Source organism: Sporosarcina highlanderae, assembly GCF_030433715.1.
Classification (GTDB): Bacteria; Bacillota; Bacilli; order Bacillales_A; family Planococcaceae; genus Sporosarcina; species Sporosarcina highlanderae.
Genome location: NZ_JAROCC010000017.1, coordinates 18414 through 41445, shown reverse-complemented (window position 1 = coordinate 41445; position 23032 = coordinate 18414). Strand labels below are relative to the sequence as shown.

The window sequence follows — 23032 nt, the reverse complement described above, 5'->3', positions numbered from 1 at the left end:
ATTCAACACATCCTTTTCCATCAACTTGGTGAAAGATCATTCACCAAGTTTTTTCTTTTTTTGCGCACGCTCACGTTCGTTTTTATCAAGGATCTTTTTACGTAAGCGGATTGATTGAGGTGTAACTTCACAATACTCATCGTCTCCAACATATTGTAATGCTTCCTCAAGTGACATAATCCGTGGTTTCTTAGTTGTAACAGTTTGATCCTTTGTTGCAGATCGAACGTTTGTAGCATGCTTGATTTTTGTAAGATTGATCGTCAAGTCATTGTCACGGCTGTTTTCACCGACAACCATTCCTGCGTAGATTTCAGTTCCCGCATCTACAAACATGACTCCCCGATCCTCCAATTGCATTATACCATAACCTGTTACAGTTCCGGTCTCCATAGATACAAGAACTCCATGGCGACGGCCACCGACACGACCTTGTGCAACCGGCTTGTAAGAATCAAATGTATGATTAATGATTCCATATCCTCTTGTTAGTGTAAGGAAGTCAGTAGAATAACCAATCAATCCCCTAGCTGGAACAAGGAAGATTAGACGGACTTGTCCATTACCGTTATTAATCATATCTAACATTTCACCTTTACGCTCACCAAGGGATTCGATAATTGCACCAGTATATTCTTCAGGGATATCAATTTGCACACGTTCAACAGGTTCAGAACGAACTCCGTCAATTGTTCGAATGATAACTTCAGGCTTCGATACTTGAAGTTCATAACCTTCACGACGCATATTTTCAATTAGTATAGATAGATGTAGTTCTCCACGTCCTGAAACAACCCACGCATCCGGAGAATCTGTCGGATCTACACGTAAAGAGACATCCGTTTGTAATTGTTGTTCTAATCTTTCTTCAATCTTTCTTGCTGTTACCCATTTGCCTTCTTTCCCGGCAAAAGGACTATTATTAACGAGGAATGTCATTTGTAGTGTCGGCTCATCAATATGAAGCGCCGGCAATGCTTCAGGATGGTCAATCGGACAAACAGTTTCACCAACGTCAATGTCCTCCATCCCTGAAATAGCAATCAGATCTCCAGCAAATGCTTCTTGGATTTCAATTCTTTTCAGTCCAAGGAATCCATACATCTTTGTTACACGGAAATTCTTTTTCGATCCATCACGTTTTATAACTGTTACTTGTTGACCGACCTGCATTGTCCCTCTGAATACACGACCGATCCCGATACGACCTACATAATCATTGTAATCAAGTAAAGAAACTTGGAACTGTAAAGGCTCTTCACGGTTATCAACCGGCGCTGGGATATGCTCAACAATTGCGTCGTACAATACTTCAAGTGTCTCTTCCTGATCGGCAGGGTTCGGTGAAAGGCTTGCTGTCCCATTGAAACCAGAAGCATAGACAACCGGGAACTCAAGTTGTTCATCATTCGCATCCAACTCGATGAATAATTCAAGTACTTCGTCGACTACTTCTTCAGGACGCGCAAAATCTCTGTCAATCTTATTTACAACAACAATCGGTTTCAAATTTGTTTCCAAGGCTTTCTTCAAAACGAACCGTGTTTGCGGCATACATCCTTCAAAGGAGTCGACTACAAGCACGACACCGTCTACCATTTTCAAAATACGTTCAACTTCCCCACCAAAGTCGGCATGTCCAGGCGTATCAAGAATATTAATTTTAGTGCCTTTATATTCAATACCTGTATTTTTGGCAAGGATCGTTATTCCACGTTCACGTTCAAGCTCATTCGAGTCCATGGCACGATCTTCTACATGTTCATTCGTCCGGAAAATACCGGATTGCTTTAATAGCTGATCAACGAGCGTCGTTTTTCCGTGGTCAACGTGGGCGATAATAGCTATATTCCGTAAATCATTACGTGTATTTGTCATGTTTTCACTCCGTTATCTTTTATCAGATGTATAACTGTGTTATTATAGCACATAGGCAAGGCATTAAAAAACATTTTATTCGGGAGATGTATCATTTTGAAGAATATTAAATGGGTTTTTGTCATCTATTCTCTTGCTGCGATAGCTGCCATGTGTGGAATTGGTATCGCTGTAGGCATGCGTAGTATCCCCGTTGCAATTATTGCTATTCTTGCATTAGGTTTTGTTATGGGCAATGGTTTTAAGACAAAGAAAAAGATGCGAGAACAAGGTCTTCTATAATTATTGAAAGGGACTTCATTTATGATAGTCCCTTTTATTTTAACCTTATATAATTCGTTACTATTTCTTCATGCAAGCCCGGTTTTGCCACGATGAATGTATCCTGCCCCAATAAATGCGGGGTCTCGCCCTTCATATTTGTTACGATTGCCCCGACCTCCTTCGCGATGATCATTCCTCCAGCAATATCCCATGGCGATAGCCGCAAAGACAAATAAGCATCGATTCGGCCTGATGATACATAAGCAAGTTCGATTGCAGCGGAGCCATACGATCTGGTTCCGCGACATCTATGTACCATTTCAGCAATTGGCATATGTTCAATCCTTCTATTAGGCGCAACCCAGCTGGCATTCACACCAATTATCGATTCTTCAATCGGTGTATTTTCAAGCATCGGAAGTTTCTCATCATTAAAATATGCGCCTTCTCCTTTTACAGCATGGTAAAAGTCATCATTCATGACATCGTAAATATATCCAAGCATTCCAACATCGTCACTATAAATGCCGAGTGAAATGGCAAAGTTCCTTTTTTGGTGGACGAAATTCATAGTTCCATCTATCGGGTCAAGCATCCAAATAATACCTTCAAGGGATTCGATTTCATCACCGAAGCCCTCTTCCCCGAAAATACGATGATTAGGAAAGTCCTCCTTGATCCTACGAATGAAAAACTGTTCGATGTCGCGGTCGATGTTCGTCACTAAGTCATTAGCCTCAGCTTTTGATTCAACATCAATTGTCTTGTAAAAGGAAACCCTTATTTTATGGCCCGCTTCTTTAATAAGGGATTTTGCATACCGGTCAATTACTCCCCAGTCCATTTATACACCCCATCTCACTACTTATTATTCCATTATAGCATAATGAGCAAACAAAAAGGCGCCCCGCACTGTTATGTACCCAAAGGGGTTTTCAGTGAAGGCGCCTAATTCGGTTCGATGAATTTCTATTACGCAAAAGCATTGAAAGTCTCCAACTCACTATGGATTTCAGCAAGTCTAACTTTGCTTTTCTCAGCCTGTTTACTATCCTTCTCTTGCATGGCATCGAACAATGTAGCTAATTCATAATCCAACTCAAGATGCAGAAGTTTCACGTATTCCTTTTCAATTTCAGCTTTTCGGATAATATGGACGACTTGTTTCATTTCGTAACACCCCTTTTTTTATCATTTACTTACGATGCATTTACTTACTTCTAACTTATGCTGGCCATTTTGCTTTTGTTAGTTATAAGCCTTCTTGTATAAGATTGTTCCCCGTTTTCTGGTACGATAAACGTGGAGAATGAAATGGAGGAATTTAAATTGACAGAGAGTTTTTGGACGAATGAAGATTTTGATGTTTTTTCCATTGATGGATTAGAGAACAGAATGATTGCACTACAAAATAGAATTCAGCCTAAGTTCGGGATAATAGGTGAACATATTTCAACTTATTTATCCTCTCGTGGAACAGGTGAGTTTTATCCACATATTGCACGACACGCAAGAAGGACTGTCAATCCGCCTAAAGATAGCTGGGTGGCGTTCGCTCCGGCAAAGCGAGGATATAAAGCACTACCTCATTTTCAAGTTGGATTATGGGGAACACATTTATTTATCGTCTTGGCTGTGATTTATGAAAATCCTGATAAAAAAGGGATCGCTGAAAGGCTAAGTAAAGATAATAAGTTATTTTTATCTTTACCTAAGGATTTCGTTGTGTCTGGTGACCATATGAAACCCGAGGCGGATTATGTGCATGAATTAGGGATGGATGGAATAGAGAGCTTATTGGAAAGGTTAAAATCTGTAAAAAAAGCTGAATTCGTAATCGGCAGGCATTTGTCAAAGACTGAAGCAACAGCACTTTCTAAGACAGAATTTTTGTCACTTGTGGAAAAAACAATTAATGAACTTTATCCAGTATATGAATTAATTTTAGGATACAACTAAGGGATGCAAGTAGTATGCATCCCTTTTATGAATTTATTATCCCTTAATCAATTCCCCGTCATTTCCTTCTTTTGCCGCTTTGACGATTTTGTAGCTACTGAATCCGCTGACATCTTGAAATTCTTTAAAGATTGTTTTTTCTTCAGCCATGGAAGGTACGACTTTCTTGAACGCCCTATATGCATTCATGAACTTCTCCCTTTTTATATCCTTTTCATATGCCATTTCTACAGCTTGAAAGAAATTCACAACATCAATAATTTCTTCGGTTGTCCAATGATGACTTAGTGGGTAATTATACTCCAATCTTCTTCCGCACCTTTCCTCAAGCCCATTTTCTACGTATTTTTTCAGCTTGATTTACCATACGATCGATCAGTTCCGCGACTGTTGGAACATCATCAATCAAGCCGGCAACTTGCCCAGCCCATCCGAAACCTTGCTGCTCGTCACCGTCATGGATAAATCGGCAATTTGCTTCTCCACTAATATAGTCTTTTAACTTATCATAATCCGCATTGTCGGCTTCCATACGTAATATTTCTCGAGTCCAAATACCTGTAAGGGCACGGGCAGGAGCGCCGATTGAGCGTTTAATAACGACTGTTCCTGTTTCCTCTGCATTTAACAATGCATTTTTATATGCGGTGGAAGCATGGACACATTCCTTAGTCGCGATGAAACGCGTTCCCATTTCAATCCCTTCTGCACCCAAGGCATGAGCAGCCATCCATCCACGGCCGTCCCCGATGCCACCTGAGGCAATAACCGGGATTTTTACAGCGTCTACAACTTGAGGAACTAAAACAAACGTGCCAATATCATCACGGCCCAAATGACCTCCACCTTCTTGACCAACAACCATTACGGCATCTGCACCGAGGGATTCCGCTTTTATTGCTTGCCTTTTGGCAGCAACTAAAACAAGTTTTTTGACATCGACGCCTTTTAAGTACTCAAAAAAAGGGGCAGGGTTCCCTCCGGTGACGGATATCACTTCTACTTTTTCCTCTATTGCGATATCCAAGAGATGTTGATACGGTCTACCATGTTGGCCGATTGCAAAGTTCACACCGAAAGGCTTTTTCGTCAAAGACCTAACCTTTTTGATTTCCTCCCTTAACGCATCAGGAGACCCAAGACTCATCGCTGTAATCTGTCCAAGTCCACCTGCTTCGGAAACCGCAGCTGCAAGTTCTGAATATGCAAGATAGGCCAAGCCGCCTTGAATAATCGGAAATTCAATCCCTAATAATTCCGTCACCCTTGTTTTCCATTGCATGATTCATTTCCCCCATTCACTTATTCATGCTCTTCTTCTATTCCTTTAATCAAATTCGGATCGACAAATTCATACCCTTTTTCCCGTAATCCGTTTACAATATCCTCCAATGCATCTGCTGTCCATTCTCTATCATGCATTAAAAGATTTGAACCATTTCTGAGAAGTTCAGTATTCACCATAATATCTGCAAGCTTTTCTTTTGTCATATATTCTTTTTCATAATCGTATCCATATGACCAATTCATCAACTGCATACCTTCCTCTTTCGCCAAGGCTCTACTAAAATCCGTGTTCACACCGAATGGAGCACGGAAAAACCTTGGACGTTCACCAGTCACTTCTTCAACAATATTATTCACTGAAATGATTTCTTCACGTTGTTCTTCTTCAGATATTTTTTTCAAATTTGCATGTGTTTTTGTATGGTTGCCGATACTAAAACCCATATCGTGTATTTCCTTAAGTATCGCCTTTTTTTCGTCAGTCATGATGAAGTGGCCATTAACGAAAAAAATGGCAGGTGCATTTAAGCTCTTCAATGTTTTCGCCATATCAAGTGCCCGTTTATCCGGTGCGTCGTCTATCGTCAGAAGTACAACTTTCGGATTCGCCTCACCGATTGGTTCGACTGAATATGTCTTCGGGTTCAATTCGTATTGTGGAGCTTGAACTGTATCCTCTTCTTCCACTTCCAATTCAGTCTCGGATTCATTTTCACTCTCCTCCTCTGACACCTCTTCCGAAACATTTTCTGAAACTGCCGGGTTTTCATTTTCAAGTGATGTTTCGGGATTCGCTTTGTCAGTGCATGCAACCAACAGCAACATGGACAGTAAAGATATGTATAGTATTCTCTTTTTCATGGAAACATCTCCTTTTATTGAATAATTTAATCCTAACATGAATTCGGATAGCGCTACAAACGAATAAAACGCGTCCAACGGCAATGCCTGCCCTGGACGCGTTTTCTATCAAACTAAAATTATTTTGTAATCATATGAATCGGTTTACCTAAAGCAACTTCGGCTGCTTCCATTGAGATTTCTCCCAACGTAGGATGTGCATGGATTGTCATTGCGATATCTTCAAGTGTCATGCCAGCTTCAATCGCAAGTCCAAGTTCCGCAATCATGTCGGATGCATTTTCACCAACAATTTGCGCTCCTAAAAGCAATCCGTCTTCTTTACGGGAGACGAGTTTGACGAATCCGTCAGTTGCGTTCAGTGCAAGCGCACGACCGTTTGCAGCAAATGGGAATTTGCCAGCAACTACTTCAAAACCTTGTTCTTTAGCTTGTTGCTCATTCAAACCTACCGTTGCAAGCTCAGGATCAGTGAAGCAGACAGCTGGAATAGCCAAATAATCCACTTCTGATTTTTCGCCAGCAATCGCTTCAGCAGCAACTTTCGCTTCATAAGAAGCTTTGTGTGCAAGCTGAGGGCCAGATACGATATCACCGATTGCGTAAATGTTCGAGATGCTAGTACGGCATTGTTTATCCACATCGATTAAACCGCGCTCAAGGAATTTAACACCCATTTCTTCAAGGCCGATTTCATCCGTGTTCGGGCGACGTCCAACAGTAACAAGAACATAGTCGGCTTCTACTTTTTGCTCTTCGCCTTTAGCCTCGTACGTCACGACAACTCCAGTATCGGACTCTTCAACGCCTTTTGCAGAAGCTTTCACAACTATTTCGACGCCTTTTTTCTTCAAGCCTTTTTTCACAATTTGAGTCATTTGTTTTTCAAAGCCTGCAAGAATATCATCTGCACCTTCAATGATCGTCACCTTCGCACCAAGGTTGGCGTATGCCGAACCAAGTTCAGTACCGATGTAACCACCACCGATGACAACAAGATGACCTGGTACCTCTTCAAGGTTAAGCGCCCCAGTTGAATTGATGACGCGTTTCGAGTATTTGAAAGATGGAATTTCAACAGGACGTGAACCAGTAGCAATAATCGCATTTTTAAACTTATACGTTTGCGAAGATTTGTCATCCATGACTTTTGCAGTATTAGCGTCAACGAAGTAAGCTTCTCCTGTAACGATATCTACTTTATTGCCTTTTAAAAGTCCTTCTACTCCCCCAGTCAATTTATTGACCACACCATTTTTGAAAGCTTGTGCTTTTGTAAAATCAAGCTTTACATCAGTTGCCGTAACTCCCATATCATCGGAATTTTTAGCGGATGCGTAACGGTGACCTACAGAAATAAGGGCTTTGGATGGAATGCATCCAACGTTCAGACATACGCCACCAAGATTTTCTCTTTCAACGATTGTCACTTTTTGTCCCAACTGCGCTGCACGGATTGCTGCAACATATCCTCCTGGGCCGGATCCTACAACAAGTGTATCCACTTCGATTGGAAAGTCTCCTACTACCATTTGCTTACGCCTCCATTAATAAAAGTTCTGGGTTACCGAGTAATTTTTTAATGTGGTTAAGAGCTTGCTGTCCTGTAACTCCATCAATCACTCGATGATCGAACACCAAAGATAATGCTAACATAGGTGCAGCTACAATTTCACCATTTTTTACAATTGGTTTTTCTGAAATCCTTCCAATTCCTAAAATTGCAACCTCTGGATGATTGATGATTGGCGTGAACCATTGTCCACCTGCAGAGCCAATATTCGTGATCGAACAAGAAGCACCTTTCATTTCTGAAGGGCTCAACTTACCAACCCGAGCTTTTTCAGCTAATGTGCTAATCTCTTCAGAAATCGCGAATACCGATTTACGGTCCGCGTGTTTAATAACCGGAACAAGAAGCCCGCGGTCTGTGTCAGCCGCAATTCCAATGTTGTAGTAATGCTTTTGGATGATCTCCTCTTTTTCATCATCAAGAGATGTATTCAATTGAGGGAATTCACGCAATGTCGATACAAGTGCTTTTACAACGTAAGGAAGATAAGTTAATTTGATATCTTTTTCTGCTGCAATCGCCTTGAACTTCTTCCGGTGGGCTACAAGTTCAGTTACATCGATTTCATCTAATAACGTCACGTGAGGAGCCGTATGTTTGGAATTGACCATCGCCTTAGCAATCGCTTTTCGGATTCCAGACATTTTTTCACGAGTCTCCGGGAAATCTCCTTCAAGTACGACTGGTGCTGACGGTGCCGCAACTTTTTCTTCAGATACATCTTCTTTAACAGTTTGTGTTTCTTGAGCTTGTTGCGCAACATCCTGATGATCGCCGCTTAAGAATGCTTCAATATCCTCTTTTAGGACGCGGCCATTTTTGCCCGACCCTTGTACCTGACGAATATCGACTTCTTGTTCACGCGCAAATTTCCGGACAGATGGCATTGCAATAACACGTTGTGTTGGTGCATCATCGGCTTGTACTTTTGCAGCCGGAGCTGTTTCTGCTTTTGTTTCAGGCTGCTCTTGTTTTACCTCAGCCTTTTCAATTGGTTGACCAGCTTCAGCAGTCGACTGAACCTGCGCTTCGGTCTTCTCTTTGCCCTCTTCTTCAACATGAGAACTTTCATATCCAGGAGCATCAAAACGGATTAAAACATCGCCAACAATCGCGACTTTACCTTCTTCTACAAGGATTTCTTCAACTGTGCCTGTTACAGGAGATGGAATTTCTACAACTGCTTTATCATTTTGGATTTCAAGAAGCGTGTCGTCTTCATTGATTTTATCGCCTTTGGCAACAAACCATTTTACAACTTCACCTTCGTGGATTCCTTCCCCGATATCAGGTAAACGGAATTCATATGCCACATGATTCACCCTTTCTTAATGTCAGAGCTTGCACTCCAATTAGAATGTCAACACTTTTTTAGCTGTTTCAATAATATCGTTTACGTCCGGTAGCCAAGCATTTTCGCCTTGTGCGAATGGATAGATTGTATCTGGGGCTGCCACTCGTAACACCGGAGCCTCCAAGCTCAAGATTGCCCGCTCCGTAATTTCAGATACGACATTAGCGGCTATACCTGCTTGTTTTTGTGCTTCTTGAACAACGATTGCCCGATTCGTCTTCTCAACTGATGCAATAATCGTTTCGATGTCCAATGGTTGAATTGTGCGCAAATCAACAACTTCCACCGAGTATCCTTCTTTCTCCAATACCTCAGCTGCTTTCAAGCTTTCATGCACCATTGCGCCATAAGTAATGATCGATAGATCCTTACCTTCACGTTTTACGTCCGCCTTACCAAGTGGAATCGTATATTCTCCCTCAGGCACTTCCTGTCTGAATGAACGGTAAAGTTTCATATGCTCAAGGAAAACAACCGGATTATCATCTTTGATTGCGGAAATGAGAAGCCCTTTTGCATCATATGGAGTTGATGGAATAACAACTTTCAATCCCGGTTGTGAAGCGACAAGTCCTTCTAAGCTATCAGCATGCATTTCCGGAGTTGCAACACCGCCACCGAAAGGGGAACGAATTGTAACAGGAGCATTGAAACGTCCACCTGTACGGAAAGATTGACGTGCCAACTGACCACTTACAGAGTCAATCACCTCAAAAATGAAACCAAAGAATTGGATTTCCATTACTGGGCGGAACCCAGTTAGTGATAAACCGATTGCAAGTCCGCCGATACCAGACTCAGCAAGTGGCGTATCGAATACCCGATCCTCGCCAAATTCTTTCTGTAGTCCTTCTGTTGCGCGGAATACTCCGCCATTAACCCCAACGTCTTCACCGAAGACGAGGACGTTTTCATCATTTTTAAGCTCCGTGCGCATTGCATCGGTAATTGCTTGAATCATCGTCATTTGTGCCATCGGTTACTTCGACTCCTTCTCTGTATAGATATCAAGTTGTTCTTGTACGTTATATGGTAGATCGCCTTTATACATAATTTTGATAAAATCGCTTACTTTCTGTTTTGGTGCAGCATCAGCCTTTTTAATGGCTTCCTTGATTTCTTCTTTAGCGCGCTCGATCACTTCGTTTTCCTTTTCCTCTGACCAAATGCCTTTTCCTTCAAGGTATTTGCGGAAACGCACTAACGGGTCTCGTTTTTCCCATTCGTTATCCGTGTCAGAAGTACGGTATCTTGTTGGATCGTCACCAGCCATTGTATGTGGACCATAACGGTAACACATCGTTTCAATTAATGTAGGACCTTCGCCATTAATCGCTCGTTCTCTTGCATCACGTGTCGCAACGTATACTGCAAGCGCGTCCATCCCGTCAACAAGAATACTTGGAATACCTGCTGCCACACCTTTTTGCGCAAGCGTTTTCGCAGCTGTCTGCAATTCACGCGGAGTCGAGATAGCGTATTGGTTGTTTTGAATAACGAAGATTGCCGGTACTCGGTACGCTCCTGCAAAGTTGATCCCTTCATAGAAATCACCTTGTGAAGTTCCACCATCACCTGTATAAGTCATCGCAACCGCTTTCACGCCACGTTTTTGGAAGCCAAGTGCAACTCCTGCAGCTTGGATATATTGCGCACCGATGATGATTTGTGGGATGAAAATGTTCAATCCTTCAGGAATGATACTTCCTTCGTAATGTCCACGGGACCATAGAAACGCCATATGTAATGGAAGGCCATGGAATAGCAATTGCGGAACATCACGGTAGCCCGGCAAGATGAAATCTTCTTTTTCCAATGCAAAGTGAGATGCTAACTGTGAAGCTTCCTGACCTGCTGTAGGAGCATAGAATCCAAGTCGACCTTGACGATTCAATGAAATAGAACGTTGATCCAAAATTCTTGTATAGACCATTCTTGTCATTAACTCTGTTAGTTCTTCTTCGGATAAATTCGGCTCTGCGTCTTGGTTGACGATTTCGCCTTCTTCATTCAGGATTTGGAACATTACAAACTGTTCTTCAATAGAATGAAGCGTTTCCACCGGATTGAACTGCTTATCTTTTTTTGCAGCCATAGCAGCAACTCTCCTTTATAACTGTATTATTTTTTGTTGTTGCATTAAGTGATACAATTGTCTTCCTTGTTCAGTATACTGAAGAGAGGCAAATTGGTCAATCGTTGAAAATCACGGGCTTGTAATACATTTCGTCTTATCTGAATTATATTAAAAAAACATTCTGTACTACTACAATAATCGATCTGTATTATAATAGATCTCTTAAAAAACAAAAGAAAAAAGCGGAGGCCATTGCCACCACTTTACCCATTTCCTTTATTTCGCTTTTTCTAAACTTGAAAACACATCGTCCTTTATCGAATTGACTTCTTTTGTCGCTTCATTGAAGTCGACAATAGCAGTTTTAACAATAGCATTTTGTTCGTTGACTTCTTCCACTTTTTGTCTTAAGTCTTCCAATTTAACATCCTCTTTGGATAGGATGCTGTAAAACTCCTTTTGAATAGAAGCAAGTTTCTTATATTCATCTACAAACGACCTATGTAAATCATATCGTTTTTGAATGGATGCTTTCAACTTTCCAATCTCACTTTTCTCAGATTCTGAGGCTTTTTCGCTAATCGTATCCAGTTCTTTAATGAATCCTTGCGCTTCCTTCATGGATGCTTCTTCTTTTTCTAATTGACTAAGCCTCTCGTCAATAAGTTTTTCCAACTCAGTCACGTTGGATCGTAGCTTATCAATATCTTCTTTCGTTAATTCCATTGTCTCTTCAAAAGTCTTTTGCTCAGTCAATTCCATCTCAGTCATTTTACTTTGCGTATTTCGATATTCAGTTTCTGAATCATTCATTTTAGATAGCGTGTCGGATAATTGTTTCTCGGTTGATGCACCTATGCTACAACCTGATAATGTCAATGCACCGATCACTAAAAATCCTATCAGTTTATTCTTCATACGATTTCCTCCAATCTTTGTTTCACTATAGCGTTATCATTCATCCTTTTCAAGGATATACATATTACTTTATCACTTTTTCCTATTAGCATATAATAGAGGAAAGCATGGTAATTGAAAGGAAGAACATCCAATGATACTGATGAATGATATTGTACGCGAGGGTCATCCCGTACTCAGAAAAGTCGCGGAAGAAGTAAGCTTCCCTCTGACCGACGACGAAAAAAAACTTTGTGAAGAGATTCTTCAATATATTATAAATAGCCAAGACGATGTACTGTGTGAATTATACGATTTACGCCCAGGCATAGGGCTTGCTGCACCACAAGTTAATGTTTCAAAACGAATATTCGCTTTGCATATTGAAGAAGAAGATAAAGAACCGTTGAGTATAGTCGCCATCAATCCAAAGATTATTAGTCATTCAGTTGAAAAGACTTATTTAACATCCGGAGAAGGCTGTTTATCGGTGGATCGAGATGTCGAAGGGTTTGTACCTCGTTATTCAAGAATTACGATTAAGGCTTTCGATGTAGACGGAAAGGAATTCAAGTTAAGATTAAAAGGCCTTCCTGCTATTGCGTTTCAACATGAATTGGATCATCTGAACGGTGTTATGTTTTATGATCATATCGACCCAAAAGAACCATTCAAGGAAATCCCTGGTGCAGTTCCTTTTGAAAGAGAATAATCGACCATGTTGATTTGCGCTCCGGAGGGCACGCTTTCCGGAGGGCATCTTGCGCTCCAATCAACAGAAACGCATTCAACACATTGAATCGGTTAAACGAGGGGAATGTTCAAGTTGTCTGCCAAAATATTATAAAAGCGCTTGAGATTAAATCAATCAATAGAATACTCCATCAAAAAATGCTTAGAAGTCTCTGAGCATTTTTCTTTTCCATATTTCTTCAAAAACTATTTCCCTTTAAACGAAATTGCCCACTTGCAGCGCAAATCAACTGCATTCCCATTCATAAAAAATGGTTATCACCGCTTAATCGCACTTTATCACCGTTTAAATTAGGTTTATCACCACTTAAAGCATGCTTATCACCACTTAGGAAAGGTTTATCACCACTTAGCGTTAAAAATTCGTTTTTTTCTTATACATTGCGTTTTATGTCCATAACATCTCTAAATTATAAGTAATCCAAGTAGCTAATGTGTGGTCGTCTTCGATTTTCAACAACCCTTCGTAAACCGGTGTACTATAATCCAATTTTTCCGACTCATTTATTAGCGCTTTTAAAAAGTCATGAATATCTGTACGTATGTGAGGGTGTTTAAACCCACCTGCATCAAGATTGGACAAGATGAACTGTTTTATTTTCTCTGCTTGCACTTCTTCCTCGTCGGTTAGCAATACTTTCATGGTGGTACTATTAATTCGATATTCTTTCTCAATCTTCTCAGGAATAGTTCCCAAATTCACCACTTCTCCATCTGTCCCACTTGCGAAAAATGGTTGTTCTTTTACCTCTAATCCCCAACACTCAGCCAATTCTGACCAATCATAACCTTTAAATTTAAATTCACTCACTATTTTTCATCCTTTCGTTAAGGTAAAGCTCCCCTTAATCAACATGGCACATATCACAACTTGACAGAAAGTTCAAATAGATGTATAATGTCTTCAAGGAGTGATATGCCCATGTACAAGCGCCTAAAACGCAAACTGTTGAAACGGCTCAATGGCATACTCGGCAAAAAGACAATTGCATAATTTCACGCCCGCCAAGGCAATTGGTGGGCTTTTCTTTATTTTAGACAACTGACATGCTAATATGAAGAGAATGATTCCAATCGAACGAAAAAAGGAGAGCTTACCATGATTTACAAAGTTTATTACCAAGAAAATGCAACACAAGTACCTATTCGCGAAAACACAAAACAATTGTACATCGAAGCCGATTCAGAAAAATCCGTCCGCGAAAAATTGAAAGATCGAAAGTACAATATTGAACTGATTCAGCTACTTGAAGGCGCACATCTCGAATATGAGCAAGAATCCCCTCATTTTGAGTTAGAGCAGGTCTAAGCATTATGAAATTGATAAAAAATAATGAAACTGCCGTTTTCGCTTTAGGCGGACTTGGTGAAATCGGCAAAAACACGTACTGCGTACAATTTCAAGATGAAATCATCCTAATCGACGCAGGCATTAAATTTCCAGAAGACGACTTATTGGGAATTGACTATGTGATTCCTGATTATACGTATTTGGAAAGGAATATCGATAAAATCAAAGGACTATTTATCACACATGGTCACGAAGATCATATCGGTGGAATCCCGTATTTACTTAAGAAAGTTAATGTTCCGGTCTATGGCGGGAAATTGGCTCTTGGTCTTCTCCGCAATAAACTTGAGGAACACGGCCTCCTAAGGACAACTAAAATGATTGAAATCAAAGAAGAGGATGTCATTAAATTCAGAAAGACATCTTGCTCTTTTTTCCGGACAACTCATAGTATTCCCGATGCTTTCGGAGTAGTCGTTAAAACACCTTCCGGTAATATCGTACACACTGGCGATTTCAAATTCGATTTCACACCAGTTGGCGAGCCTGCTAATCTTGCAAAGATGGCAAAAGTCGGAAGTGACGGCGTCCTTTGCCTTCTATCCGATAGCACAAATGCAGAAGTCCCGAACTTTACAATGTCGGAACGAAAAGTTGGCGACAGCTTGAACGAAATTTTCCGGAAAGTTGATGGAAGGATTATTTTCGCTACTTTTGCATCCAATATACATCGATTACAACAGGTCATTGAAGCTGCCGAAACCTATGGTAGAAAGATAGCTGTATTCGGTCGTAGTATGGATAATGCAATTACGATTGGACGTGAGTTAGGATATATCAACGCTCCTAAGGAATTGTTCGTTGATACTCAATCTCTAAACAGACTTCCAGCCAATGAAGTGATGATTCTTTGTACAGGAAGCCAAGGTGAAGCTATGGCTGCCCTGTCAAGGATTGCGAATGGAACACATCGCCAAGTTCAAATTCAACCTGGTGACACAGTAATCTTTTCGTCTTCTCCAATTCCAGGAAACACACTTAGCGTTAACAAAACAATTAATGCTTTGTTCCGTGCTGGTGCTGAAGTTATTCATGGTGCATTGAATAATATCCACACATCCGGTCACGGGTCGCAAGAAGAGCAAAAATTGATGCTTCGTTTAATTCAACCGAAGTTCTTCATGCCGATCCATGGGGAATACCGCATGTTGAAGATGCATAAAGATCTTGCGATTGATTGTGATGTTGAACCGGAAAACACGTTCATCATGAGTAATGGTGATGTTTTGGCGTTAACCGAGAACACGGCAAGAATCGCTGGTAAAATCCCATCGGGAGATATTTATATCGATGGAAGCGGAATCGGTGATATTGGAAGTGTTGTATTACGCGATCGTAAAATCCTTTCAGAAGACGGTTTGGTCATTGTCGTTGCAACAGTGGACAAGAAACGCAACAAGGTCGTTTCAGGGCCGGACATCATTTCACGTGGTTTTGTTTATATGAGAGAGTCTGGCACTATGATCAGCGAAGCCCAGCAATTGCTGTCCAAGGAATTGAATAAAAAGCTTTCCAATTCCTCTGCTGAGGCAGGAGCTTTAAAAAGCGACATTATCGATATTCTTTCCCCTTATTTATACGACCAGACGAAACGGAGACCAATGGTCCTTCCTGTCGTTATGGAAGTCTAAAACAAAAAATCCTCTGTCATTAAATGACATGAGGATTTTTTTATCATACAAATTTAATGAAGCGCTTTTTTTTCAAACCTATGAATATCGATATCAGATCCAATGACGATCAAAATGTCATTCAGTTCTATCTCCTCAATCGCTGCCGGTGATACTAATATTTGCGTTTGGCGCTTAATTGCCACGATATTCACCCCGAATTTCGCACGAATATCCAAGTCGATTAGAGTGAAACCTGCAATTTTTTCATTTGCCCGTATTTCAACAATTGAGTATTCATCCGACAATTCAAGGTAATCAAGGATATTATTGGAAACCATATTATTTGCAAGCCTTTTAGCCATATCACGTTCTGGGTGCACAACCTGATCCGCCCCAATTTTCCTTAATACTTTTTCATGGTAATCATTTTGCGCTTTTACAGTAATTCTTTTAATACCGACTTCTTTTAATATTAATGTCGTTAAAATACTAGCTTGGATATTCTCCCCAATCGCAACAACGACATGTTCGAAATTACGGATCCCAAGTGCCCGTAATGCAGATTCATCTGTCGTATCAGCAGTAACAGCTGTAGTCGCAATTTGGGCGAACTCCTCCACTCGTTCGTGCGACACGTCTATCGCCATAACGTCCGCTCCAAGCTCCACTAATTCCCTAACGATACTTCCACCAAATCTCCCTAATCCAATAACAACAAATTCCTTTTTCACTTTATCCCGCTCCAATTCGAATGATGGATGAAATAAGTGTATCACAATTCGATACTAAATATAAAAGACGACCCATATGTAGGTCGCCTTGTTTAGTCCCGTTTAATTTCTCATCTCATCCAATACACGATTTAAACGATTTTCAAGCAATTTCATACCACTATCCCCTGCTTGGTAATGACGTAATTGACCGCCCTTATCGAAAACATAATATGCAGGAACGAATTGGTTATCGAATGCATCTGACAATTTCAATTTACTATCGACAAAAATCGGGTGAGAAATATCATGTAATGCAGCAATCGCTCGAATATTGTCTACATCAATATCGTCTTTCGACCTTGGCATATGCACGGCAATGACATTCAGTTTACCCCTATATCGATCACGAAAATTATTTACGTCCGGCATAGTTAGTTTACATAGTTTGCAGCTGACTGACCAAAAATGAATAAGTGTCGGTTTTCTACCAACAAGATCGAACTTTTCGACTTTACCATTTAACCAAGTTGTTGCCCCTGTCAATTCAGGCATTTGTTCATGTAATTTCATAGGATTTTCCCTCCGCTAAAAAGATTTCCATTGCTTATTCTATGCGTGCATATGAAAGATTGTATTAAATTTAAATAACGTCTTGATTTTCAACCAGTATTTTGTATAATTAAAAAGGTTTATAGTAAACTTAAAGTACAGTAATACTAAACTCCGAGATGAAGGGAAGATGATCCACCATGCAGATCGGGAGTAAAATCAAAAGCCTTCGATTGAAAAAAGGACTGACTCAAGAAGAGTTAGGAGAAAGAACTGACCTAACCAAAGGCTATATATCTCAACTAGAACGAGAACTTACTTCTCCATCAATCGAAACGCTCTTTTCCTTATTGGAGGTGTTAGGAACAACGCCGAAAGATTTTTTTGAAGAACCAAAGAAGAACATGAAAGTTGTTTACTCACCTGAAGATCAAACAACCTATGTGAATGATGAGCTGAAATATAGCATCCGTTGGTTAGTTCCCCGCTCGAATGAAAATGAAATGGAGCCAGTTCTTATTACATTTTCCAAACACGGTGAATTTAAACAGTTCGAACCTTCCCTCGCTGAGACATTCATATATGTATTATCCGGTAAGGTTGAAATTGAACTGGGGAAACGTACCTACACGGCTTCAATGGGGGATTCAGCTTATTATGAGGCATCCGAGAATCATCGTGTATCGAATGCAAATGAAGGTCCAACGGAGTTGCTCCTTGTTGCAACAGAATCATATTTATAAAGGGGGAAATTTTAAAAATGGCAAATCAGCCTATTATCCGTTTTGAAAATGTCACTAAGAAATATAGTGATGAAACAACCGTATTGGATAATGTCTCATTCGAGTTGGAACGCGGTAAGTTTTATACTTTATTAGGACCTTCGGGGTGTGGTAAGACGACCATTCTTCGATTAATTGCGGGCTTTATTGAACCTACTGAAGGAACGATTTACTTTAATGGAAAAAACATCAATAACGTCCCTGCAAATGAACGACAAGTAAATACTGTCTTCCAAGATTATGCCCTCTTCCCCCACCTGAATGTGTATGAGAATATCGCATTCGGCTTACGCATCAAAAAAGTGAAGAAGGACGAAATAGATCGTAAAGTCAAAGAAGCATTGAAATTCGTTAACTTAGCGGGCTATGAAAGCCGTGAAATAACTGAGATGTCCGGTGGCCAACGGCAACGTGTTGCGATTGCGAGAGCAATTGTTAATGACCCTGAGATTATACTTTTAGACGAGCCTTTATCTGCGCTTGACTTGAAGCTTCGTTCCGAAATGCAGTATGAGTTACGTGAATTACAACAGCGTTTGGGCAAAACATTCATCTTTGTTACTCATGATCAGGAAGAAGCACTTGCCATGTCTGATGAAATCTTTGTTATGAACGATGGAGTCATCCAACAATCCGGAACGCCTCTTGATATTTATGATGAACCGATTAACCGTTTTGTCGCTGATTTCATCGGCGAATCGAATATTGTCGCGGGCAGAATGATTGAGGATTATATCGTGGAATTTACAGGCAAACGTTTTGATTGCGCGGATGCGGGACTTCAGCCGAATGAAAAAGTCGATATTGTCATCCGTCCTGAGGATTTGGAAATTTCAACTGTCGACACAGGAAAATTGAATGTAACAGTGGATACACAATTATTCCGCGGGGTTCATTATGAACTGTCTACGTATGACCAAGATGGCAATGAATGGCTTGTCCATTCTACAAAAAAGGCTGAAGTGGGTGCAGTAATCGGTCTCGATTTCAATCCGGAGGACATACATGTCATGAGATTGAATGAATCGGAAGAGGAATATGACGCGAGACTTGAATCTTATGGAGCGTCTGCCGATGAAGAATAATCGCCTGCGGTCAATTTACTCGGTCCCTTATGCAGCGTGGATCCTGTTGTTTGTCCTTGCACCGATTGCATTGATCGTCTACTATTCGTTTTTCGATCTGACAGGAAACTTCACGCTTTCTAATTATCGGAATTTCTTTACATCCGTGTATCTTCAGCTGACAACAAGCTCGTTTTGGTATGCATTTCTTATTACGTTGTTCTCATTGTTAATAGCATATCCAACAGCTTATTTCATAACAAAAACAAAGCATAAACAGCTATGGCTTTTGTTAATCATCATCCCTTCATGGATCAATCTATTATTGAAAACATATGCGTTCATTGGATTGATGGGATTGTACGGGCCGCTTAATGCACTATTGGAAGTTGTAGGTATCGGCAAACAGCAAATCCTATTCACCGATTTCAGTTTCGTTTTCGTTTCGGTCTATATTTTCATACCGTTCATGATTTTGCCGATTTTCAACGCATTAGATAAATTGAATCCTGCATTGATAGATGCGTCACGTGATTTAGGTGCAAATAGTTGGACGACGTTTAAACGTGTAGTCTGGCCGTTGACGATAAATGGAGTGAAATCTGGTATACAAGTCGTCTTCATCCCTGCCCTATCATTGTTCATGATTACAAGACTAATTGCCGGAAACAAAGTTATTACCTTAGGAACAGCGATTGAACAGCAATTTTTAGTAACACAAAACTGGGGAATGGGTTCAACGATCGCAGTGTTCTTGATTCTATTCATGTTCATCATCATGCTATTCACTACGGGTAAAGAAAGGGGGGCTACAGGCAATGGAAAGAATCGGTAAGCTTCCGAAACTATACTTGGCAATTGTTTTCATCATCCTGTATGCGCCTATTTTTTATTTGATATTTTACTCCTTTAATTCAGGTGGCGGAATGTCGGATTTCGAATCATTCACATGGGAGCATTATGCCGCGGTTTTTGAAGATAAGCGTTTGATCGTTATTGTATTAAATACAATCATAATCGCTTTACTTTCCGCTCTTCTGTCAACAACTATCGGTGTTATTGGCGCGTTAGCGATTAACTTTATGAGAAATAAAAAAATGAGAAATGCAGTGCTTTCGCTGAATAATATACTTATCGTAAGTCCGGATGTTATTATCGGTGCGTCATTCCTCATCCTCTTTACAATGATTGGGGTTAAATTAGGCTTTGCATCCGTTTTGATATCACATATAGCATTCAGCATTCCAATTGTCGTTATTATGGTTTTGCCAAAACTATCGGAGATGAATCCTACATTAATAGATGCTGCACGCGATTTAGGGGCAACACGTAAGGATGTTATGACAAGGGTCATCCTACCTTTCATTCAACCAGGGATTTTCGCTGGATTTTTCCTTGCACTAACTTATTCCCTGGATGATTTCGCAGTTACATTCTTTGTAACAGGAAATGGATTCTCAACCCTGTCCGTTGAAATCTATTCTATGGCGAGAACTGGAATCAGCCTGACAATCAATGCTTTATCCGGCATCATATTTATAGTGACGGTTGCTCTTGTAATTGGCTACTACGCACTTAACCGGAAGATGAAAGCACCTCTTGCGGGGGTGAAGAAATGAAATCAATTTTTCAAGCAGCCATTTTAATACTATTGGTTTCGGGTATTCTGATTTTCATCAATCATGAACTAAACGAAGGTGGATCATCCGGTAAAAACACGATTACTGTCTATAACTGGGGAGAATATATTGATCCTGACCTGTTAAAGCAATTTGAAGAAGAGACGGGCATCAAAGTGATCTATGAAACGTTCGATTCGAATGAAGGGATGATGGGCAAAATCGAGCAAGGCGGTACTTCGTATGATATTACGGCACCTTCTGAATATATGGTAGAAATGATGGCTGAAAAGAACCTTTTACTACCACTTGACTATAGTAAAATTCCGAATATCAAACATATCGATCCCTATTTCCTTGATTTGCCTTTCGATCCAAAGAATAAGTACTCTGTCCCTTATTTCTGGGGAACTGTGGGGATTGCTTATAACCCAACTCTGTTAGAGGGCCAGACGTTTGAGAGTTGGGATAGTTTATGGGACCCAACGTTAAAGCAGAGGGTTATCCTTGTCGACAGTGCGAGGGAGACAGTAGGAATGAGTTTAAACTCCCTTGGATACTCCTTGAACTCAACGAATCTTGATGAACTGCGTGAAGCAACGGATAAGTTGAAGGCGTTAACTCCAAATGTCAAGGCAGTCATCGGTGATGAAGTGACACAGCTGATGGTCAATAACGAAGCGGCCATTTCACTGACATGGTCGGGTCAGGCTGCAGATATGATGTATGAAAATGATGATATCAACTATGTAGTTCCTGAAGAAGGCTCTAATTTATGGTTTGATAATTTTGTAATTCCTCGGACAGCTAAAAATATTGAAGGTGCACATGCCTTCCTCAATTTCATGCTTGATCCTGAAGTGGCGGCTCAAAACGCTGATTATGTCGGTTATTCAACACCAAATCTATCAGCACTTGAGTTGATGGATCCTGAAGTGGTCGAAGATGAACGCTTCTATCCTGACGAAGAGACAAGAAGTCATTTGGAAGTGTATAAAAACTTAGGTCTGGAATTATTAGGCGTCTACAATGAACTCTTTTTGGAGTTCAAGATGAATCTAAGATAAAAGATTATTACCTCCCCCATTATGTATGAGGGAGGCATTTTTATGTCAATGAGCATCAAAGTGTTTTTACAGTCCGACTGTGGTAAACTATTTCAAGTACACGAAATAGTTAAGAGAGGCGGTGTGCTTTTGGTTGAGAAACAACAATCTAATAACTTGGCATTATATGTACTGATGTTCAATATGTTCATCGCCATGGCCGGAATCGGTCTAATTATCCCTATCATGCCGAAGTTTCTCGGAACATTCGGGGCTGCCGGGCAAGTACTTGGATTCCTTATCGCAATTTTTTCCTTTGCACAATTTATTTTTTCACCTATCTCAGGCAGCTTGTCAGACCGGCATGGAAGAAAGAAAATCATTATCTTCGGACTTATCATATACGGGTTAGCGCAACTTGCGTTCAGCATGTCGACACATCTATGGATGCTGTTTGTGGCAAGATTTTTCTCCGGCCTTGGTGCGGCGTTTATCGTTCCGCCAATGATGGCATTCGTTGCTGATATTACGACATTGGAACGACGTGGGAGAGGAATGGGCCTCTTAGGGGCTTCGATGTCATTGGGCTTTATGATTGGACCGGGTATTGGCGGTTTCCTTTCAAACATTAGTCTTTTTTTCCCTTTTTACTTTGCAGCAGGAGCTGCTATATTTGCAGCACTTTTATCCATTTTCATCTTGCCAAACCCTGCCCCATCCATCTCAGATGATAAACTTCAGAACAGGAAAGAAAATCTGTTCGAACAATTGTATCGGTCAACGAAAACACCTTATTTCGTAATGTTGATCATCATGTTTGTTTTTTCTTTCGGACTTGCAAATTACCAGGCAACAATTTCATTGTATGTAGACCAGAAATACGGATATACCCCTCCTCAAATCGCCATCCTTATTACAGTCGGCGGATTTGTTGGCGTTATTGTACAAACCTTTGTGATCAACCCACTCTTTAAAAGATACGGGGAAATGCGTGTTATTTTAGTAAACCTGATTATCGCAGGTTTTTCAATGTCAGCAGTTCTTCTAGTCGATCTTTTTTGGACAATCCTATTAGTCGCTACAATTTTCTCAACCGCAACATCACTATTACGGCCAGCGGTGAACACACTTGTATCTAAGCTTGCGGGAGAAGAACAAGGATTTGCTGCAGGAATGATGAATGCCTACATGAGTTTAGGCAATATGGTCGGCCCAGCACTTGCCGGTTCCATTTTTGACTTCAATATATCCTTGCCTTTTTTGGTCGGCACATTTATTTTACTGATTTGCTTCGGAATTACGGGCTTCTGGGCAAATAAAAACAAAACACTTCTTGCATCCACACGGACAACTTAAAAAACCTCATCTTCGAAAGATTCTCCGAAGATGAGG

Annotated in this window: 25 protein-coding genes; 11 read left to right on the top strand and 14 right to left on the bottom strand. The window is 40.5% G+C overall.

The window, feature by feature from the left end; all coding sequences use genetic code 11:
• Positions 1-36 precede the first annotated feature (36 nt).
• Positions 37-1878: a translational GTPase TypA gene (gene typA / locus P5G49_RS16105; protein WP_301245465.1), complete on the bottom strand. Its 1842-nt coding sequence runs from the start codon at positions 1876-1878 to the stop codon at positions 37-39.
• A 96-nt stretch (positions 1879-1974) separates the two neighbouring features.
• Here typA and P5G49_RS16100 point away from each other — a divergent pair, with 96 nt between their 5' ends.
• Positions 1975-2160 carry a YlaF family protein gene (locus P5G49_RS16100; RefSeq protein WP_301245464.1) on the top strand — a complete coding sequence of 62 codons (186 nt, stop codon included), beginning with the start codon at positions 1975-1977 and terminating at the stop codon, positions 2158-2160.
• A 34-nt stretch (positions 2161-2194) separates the two neighbouring features.
• Here the strand turns inward: P5G49_RS16100 and P5G49_RS16095 are convergent, their stop codons facing one another.
• Positions 2195-2986, bottom strand: a complete 792-nt coding sequence (locus tag P5G49_RS16095) for an inositol monophosphatase family protein (RefSeq protein ID WP_301245463.1) — start codon at positions 2984-2986, stop codon at positions 2195-2197.
• Between the two features lie 128 nt (positions 2987-3114).
• A complete protein-coding gene (locus P5G49_RS16090) occupies positions 3115-3312 on the bottom strand; it encodes a hypothetical protein (RefSeq protein WP_301245461.1) in 198 nt (65 codons plus the stop codon).
• Between the two features lie 144 nt (positions 3313-3456).
• On the opposite strand from P5G49_RS16090, the gene P5G49_RS16085 reads away from it, so the two are divergent.
• A complete protein-coding gene (locus P5G49_RS16085; RefSeq protein WP_301245460.1) occupies positions 3457-4101 on the top strand; it encodes a YktB family protein in 645 nt (214 codons plus the stop codon).
• Positions 4102-4137: 36 nt separating this feature from the next.
• Here the strand turns inward: P5G49_RS16085 and P5G49_RS16080 are convergent, their stop codons facing one another.
• The 8 genes from P5G49_RS16080 to P5G49_RS16045 all read right to left on the bottom strand — a co-directional run bounded on the left by P5G49_RS16080 (position 4138) and on the right by P5G49_RS16045 (position 12171).
• The gene (locus P5G49_RS16080) at positions 4138-4407 is read right to left on the bottom strand and encodes a UPF0223 family protein (RefSeq protein WP_301245459.1); all 270 of its coding nucleotides are present in this window, start codon (positions 4405-4407) and stop codon (positions 4138-4140) included.
• Positions 4408-4426: 19 nt separating this feature from the next.
• Positions 4427-5383, bottom strand: a complete 957-nt coding sequence (locus tag P5G49_RS16075) for an NAD(P)H-dependent flavin oxidoreductase (protein ID WP_301245458.1) — start codon at positions 5381-5383, stop codon at positions 4427-4429.
• Between the two features lie 20 nt (positions 5384-5403).
• A complete protein-coding gene (locus P5G49_RS16070; protein WP_301245456.1) occupies positions 5404-6249 on the bottom strand; it encodes a polysaccharide deacetylase family protein in 846 nt (281 codons plus the stop codon).
• 119 nt (positions 6250-6368) lie between these two features.
• Positions 6369-7781: a dihydrolipoyl dehydrogenase gene (gene lpdA, locus P5G49_RS16065; RefSeq protein WP_301245454.1), complete on the bottom strand. Its 1413-nt coding sequence runs from the start codon at positions 7779-7781 to the stop codon at positions 6369-6371.
• Positions 7782-7785: 4 nt separating this feature from the next.
• Entirely contained in the window at positions 7786-9135 is a 1350-nt protein-coding gene (locus P5G49_RS16060) for a dihydrolipoamide acetyltransferase family protein (RefSeq protein ID WP_301245452.1), read from the bottom strand.
• A gap of 39 nt (positions 9136-9174) precedes the next feature.
• Positions 9175-10152 (bottom strand): alpha-ketoacid dehydrogenase subunit beta, encoded by a 978-nt coding sequence (locus tag P5G49_RS16055; protein WP_301245450.1) that lies wholly within the window; start codon positions 10150-10152, stop codon positions 9175-9177.
• A 3-nt stretch (positions 10153-10155) separates the two neighbouring features.
• Positions 10156-11271, bottom strand: a complete 1116-nt coding sequence (pdhA, locus tag P5G49_RS16050) for a pyruvate dehydrogenase (acetyl-transferring) E1 component subunit alpha (RefSeq protein ID WP_301245448.1) — start codon at positions 11269-11271, stop codon at positions 10156-10158.
• A gap of 258 nt (positions 11272-11529) precedes the next feature.
• Positions 11530-12171, bottom strand: a complete 642-nt coding sequence (locus tag P5G49_RS16045; protein WP_301245447.1) for a YkyA family protein — start codon at positions 12169-12171, stop codon at positions 11530-11532.
• Positions 12172-12304: 133 nt separating this feature from the next.
• Here P5G49_RS16045 and def point away from each other — a divergent pair, with 133 nt between their 5' ends.
• Positions 12305-12862, top strand: coding sequence for a peptide deformylase (gene def / locus P5G49_RS16040; protein WP_301245446.1), 558 nt, complete (start codon positions 12305-12307; stop codon positions 12860-12862).
• A 429-nt stretch (positions 12863-13291) separates the two neighbouring features.
• On the opposite strand, the gene P5G49_RS16035 is transcribed toward def, so the two are convergent.
• Entirely contained in the window at positions 13292-13714 is a 423-nt protein-coding gene (locus P5G49_RS16035) for a hypothetical protein (RefSeq protein ID WP_301245444.1), read from the bottom strand.
• A gap of 288 nt (positions 13715-14002) precedes the next feature.
• Between P5G49_RS16035 and P5G49_RS16030 the strand changes: the two genes are divergently transcribed.
• Both P5G49_RS16030 and rnjA read left to right on the top strand, forming a co-directional pair.
• Positions 14003-14212 (top strand): DNA-dependent RNA polymerase subunit epsilon, encoded by a 210-nt coding sequence (locus P5G49_RS16030; RefSeq protein ID WP_301245442.1) that lies wholly within the window; start codon positions 14003-14005, stop codon positions 14210-14212.
• 5 nt (positions 14213-14217) lie between these two features.
• Positions 14218-15885 carry a ribonuclease J1 gene (gene rnjA / locus P5G49_RS16025; RefSeq protein ID WP_301245440.1) on the top strand — a complete coding sequence of 556 codons (1668 nt, stop codon included), beginning with the start codon at positions 14218-14220 and terminating at the stop codon, positions 15883-15885.
• 53 nt (positions 15886-15938) lie between these two features.
• On the opposite strand, the gene P5G49_RS16020 is transcribed toward rnjA, so the two are convergent.
• Both P5G49_RS16020 and P5G49_RS16015 read right to left on the bottom strand, forming a co-directional pair.
• Positions 15939-16598 carry a potassium channel family protein gene (locus tag P5G49_RS16020; protein ID WP_301245438.1) on the bottom strand — a complete coding sequence of 220 codons (660 nt, stop codon included), beginning with the start codon at positions 16596-16598 and terminating at the stop codon, positions 15939-15941.
• A 102-nt stretch (positions 16599-16700) separates the two neighbouring features.
• Entirely contained in the window at positions 16701-17150 is a 450-nt protein-coding gene (locus P5G49_RS16015; protein WP_301245437.1) for a TlpA family protein disulfide reductase, read from the bottom strand.
• A gap of 179 nt (positions 17151-17329) precedes the next feature.
• Between P5G49_RS16015 and P5G49_RS16010 the strand changes: the two genes are divergently transcribed.
• The 6 genes from P5G49_RS16010 to P5G49_RS15985 all read left to right on the top strand — a co-directional run bounded on the left by P5G49_RS16010 (position 17330) and on the right by P5G49_RS15985 (position 22996).
• Complete coding sequence (locus tag P5G49_RS16010; RefSeq protein WP_301245436.1) at positions 17330-17872, top strand: helix-turn-helix domain-containing protein; 543 nt, start codon at positions 17330-17332, stop codon at positions 17870-17872.
• A gap of 17 nt (positions 17873-17889) precedes the next feature.
• The gene (locus P5G49_RS16005; protein ID WP_301245435.1) at positions 17890-18996 is read left to right on the top strand and encodes an ABC transporter ATP-binding protein; all 1107 of its coding nucleotides are present in this window, start codon (positions 17890-17892) and stop codon (positions 18994-18996) included.
• The gene (locus P5G49_RS16000; RefSeq protein WP_301245434.1) at positions 18986-19810 is read left to right on the top strand and encodes an ABC transporter permease; all 825 of its coding nucleotides are present in this window, start codon (positions 18986-18988) and stop codon (positions 19808-19810) included. The genes P5G49_RS16005 and P5G49_RS16000 overlap by 11 nt, the downstream gene beginning before the upstream one ends.
• Positions 19794-20594: an ABC transporter permease gene (locus tag P5G49_RS15995; RefSeq protein ID WP_301245433.1), complete on the top strand. Its 801-nt coding sequence runs from the start codon at positions 19794-19796 to the stop codon at positions 20592-20594. The genes P5G49_RS16000 and P5G49_RS15995 overlap by 17 nt, the downstream gene beginning before the upstream one ends.
• Positions 20591-21661: an ABC transporter substrate-binding protein gene (locus tag P5G49_RS15990; protein WP_301245431.1), complete on the top strand. Its 1071-nt coding sequence runs from the start codon at positions 20591-20593 to the stop codon at positions 21659-21661. Before P5G49_RS15995 ends, P5G49_RS15990 begins: the two co-directional genes overlap by 4 nt.
• 174 nt (positions 21662-21835) lie before the next feature.
• A complete protein-coding gene (locus P5G49_RS15985; RefSeq protein WP_363322192.1) occupies positions 21836-22996 on the top strand; it encodes an MFS transporter in 1161 nt (386 codons plus the stop codon).
• Positions 22997-23032 lie beyond the last annotated feature (36 nt).

What these genes read in the sequence shown, in the direction of transcription:
- typA (WP_301245465.1), bottom strand. Translation starts at nt 1,878, where the DNA reads ATGACAAATACACGTAATGATTTACGGAATATAGCTATTATCGCCCAC.
- P5G49_RS16095 (WP_301245463.1), bottom strand. Translation starts at nt 2,986, where the DNA reads ATGGACTGGGGAGTAATTGACCGGTATGCAAAATCCCTTATTAAAGAA.
- P5G49_RS16090 (WP_301245461.1), bottom strand. Translation starts at nt 3,312, where the DNA reads ATGAAACAAGTCGTCCATATTATCCGAAAAGCTGAAATTGAAAAGGAA.
- P5G49_RS16085 (WP_301245460.1), top strand. Translation starts at nt 3,457, where the DNA reads ATGGAGGAATTTAAATTGACAGAGAGTTTTTGGACGAATGAAGATTTT.
- P5G49_RS16075 (WP_301245458.1), bottom strand. Translation starts at nt 5,383, where the DNA reads ATGCAATGGAAAACAAGGGTGACGGAATTATTAGGGATTGAATTTCCG.
- P5G49_RS16070 (WP_301245456.1), bottom strand. Translation starts at nt 6,249, where the DNA reads ATGAAAAAGAGAATACTATACATATCTTTACTGTCCATGTTGCTGTTG.
- lpdA (WP_301245454.1), bottom strand. Translation starts at nt 7,781, where the DNA reads ATGGTAGTAGGAGACTTTCCAATCGAAGTGGATACACTTGTTGTAGGA.
- P5G49_RS16055 (WP_301245450.1), bottom strand. Translation starts at nt 10,152, where the DNA reads ATGGCACAAATGACGATGATTCAAGCAATTACCGATGCAATGCGCACG.
- pdhA (WP_301245448.1), bottom strand. Translation starts at nt 11,271, where the DNA reads ATGGCTGCAAAAAAAGATAAGCAGTTCAATCCGGTGGAAACGCTTCAT.
- P5G49_RS16045 (WP_301245447.1), bottom strand. Translation starts at nt 12,171, where the DNA reads ATGAAGAATAAACTGATAGGATTTTTAGTGATCGGTGCATTGACATTA.
- def (WP_301245446.1), top strand. Translation starts at nt 12,305, where the DNA reads ATGATACTGATGAATGATATTGTACGCGAGGGTCATCCCGTACTCAGA.
- P5G49_RS16030 (WP_301245442.1), top strand. Translation starts at nt 14,003, where the DNA reads ATGATTTACAAAGTTTATTACCAAGAAAATGCAACACAAGTACCTATT.
- rnjA (WP_301245440.1), top strand. Translation starts at nt 14,218, where the DNA reads ATGAAATTGATAAAAAATAATGAAACTGCCGTTTTCGCTTTAGGCGGA.
- P5G49_RS16015 (WP_301245437.1), bottom strand. Translation starts at nt 17,150, where the DNA reads ATGAAATTACATGAACAAATGCCTGAATTGACAGGGGCAACAACTTGG.
- P5G49_RS16010 (WP_301245436.1), top strand. Translation starts at nt 17,330, where the DNA reads ATGCAGATCGGGAGTAAAATCAAAAGCCTTCGATTGAAAAAAGGACTG.
- P5G49_RS16005 (WP_301245435.1), top strand. Translation starts at nt 17,890, where the DNA reads ATGGCAAATCAGCCTATTATCCGTTTTGAAAATGTCACTAAGAAATAT.
- P5G49_RS16000 (WP_301245434.1), top strand. Translation starts at nt 18,986, where the DNA reads ATGAAGAATAATCGCCTGCGGTCAATTTACTCGGTCCCTTATGCAGCG.
- P5G49_RS15995 (WP_301245433.1), top strand. Translation starts at nt 19,794, where the DNA reads ATGGAAAGAATCGGTAAGCTTCCGAAACTATACTTGGCAATTGTTTTC.
- P5G49_RS15990 (WP_301245431.1), top strand. Translation starts at nt 20,591, where the DNA reads ATGAAATCAATTTTTCAAGCAGCCATTTTAATACTATTGGTTTCGGGT.
- P5G49_RS15985 (WP_363322192.1), top strand. Translation starts at nt 21,836, where the DNA reads ATGTTCAATATGTTCATCGCCATGGCCGGAATCGGTCTAATTATCCCT.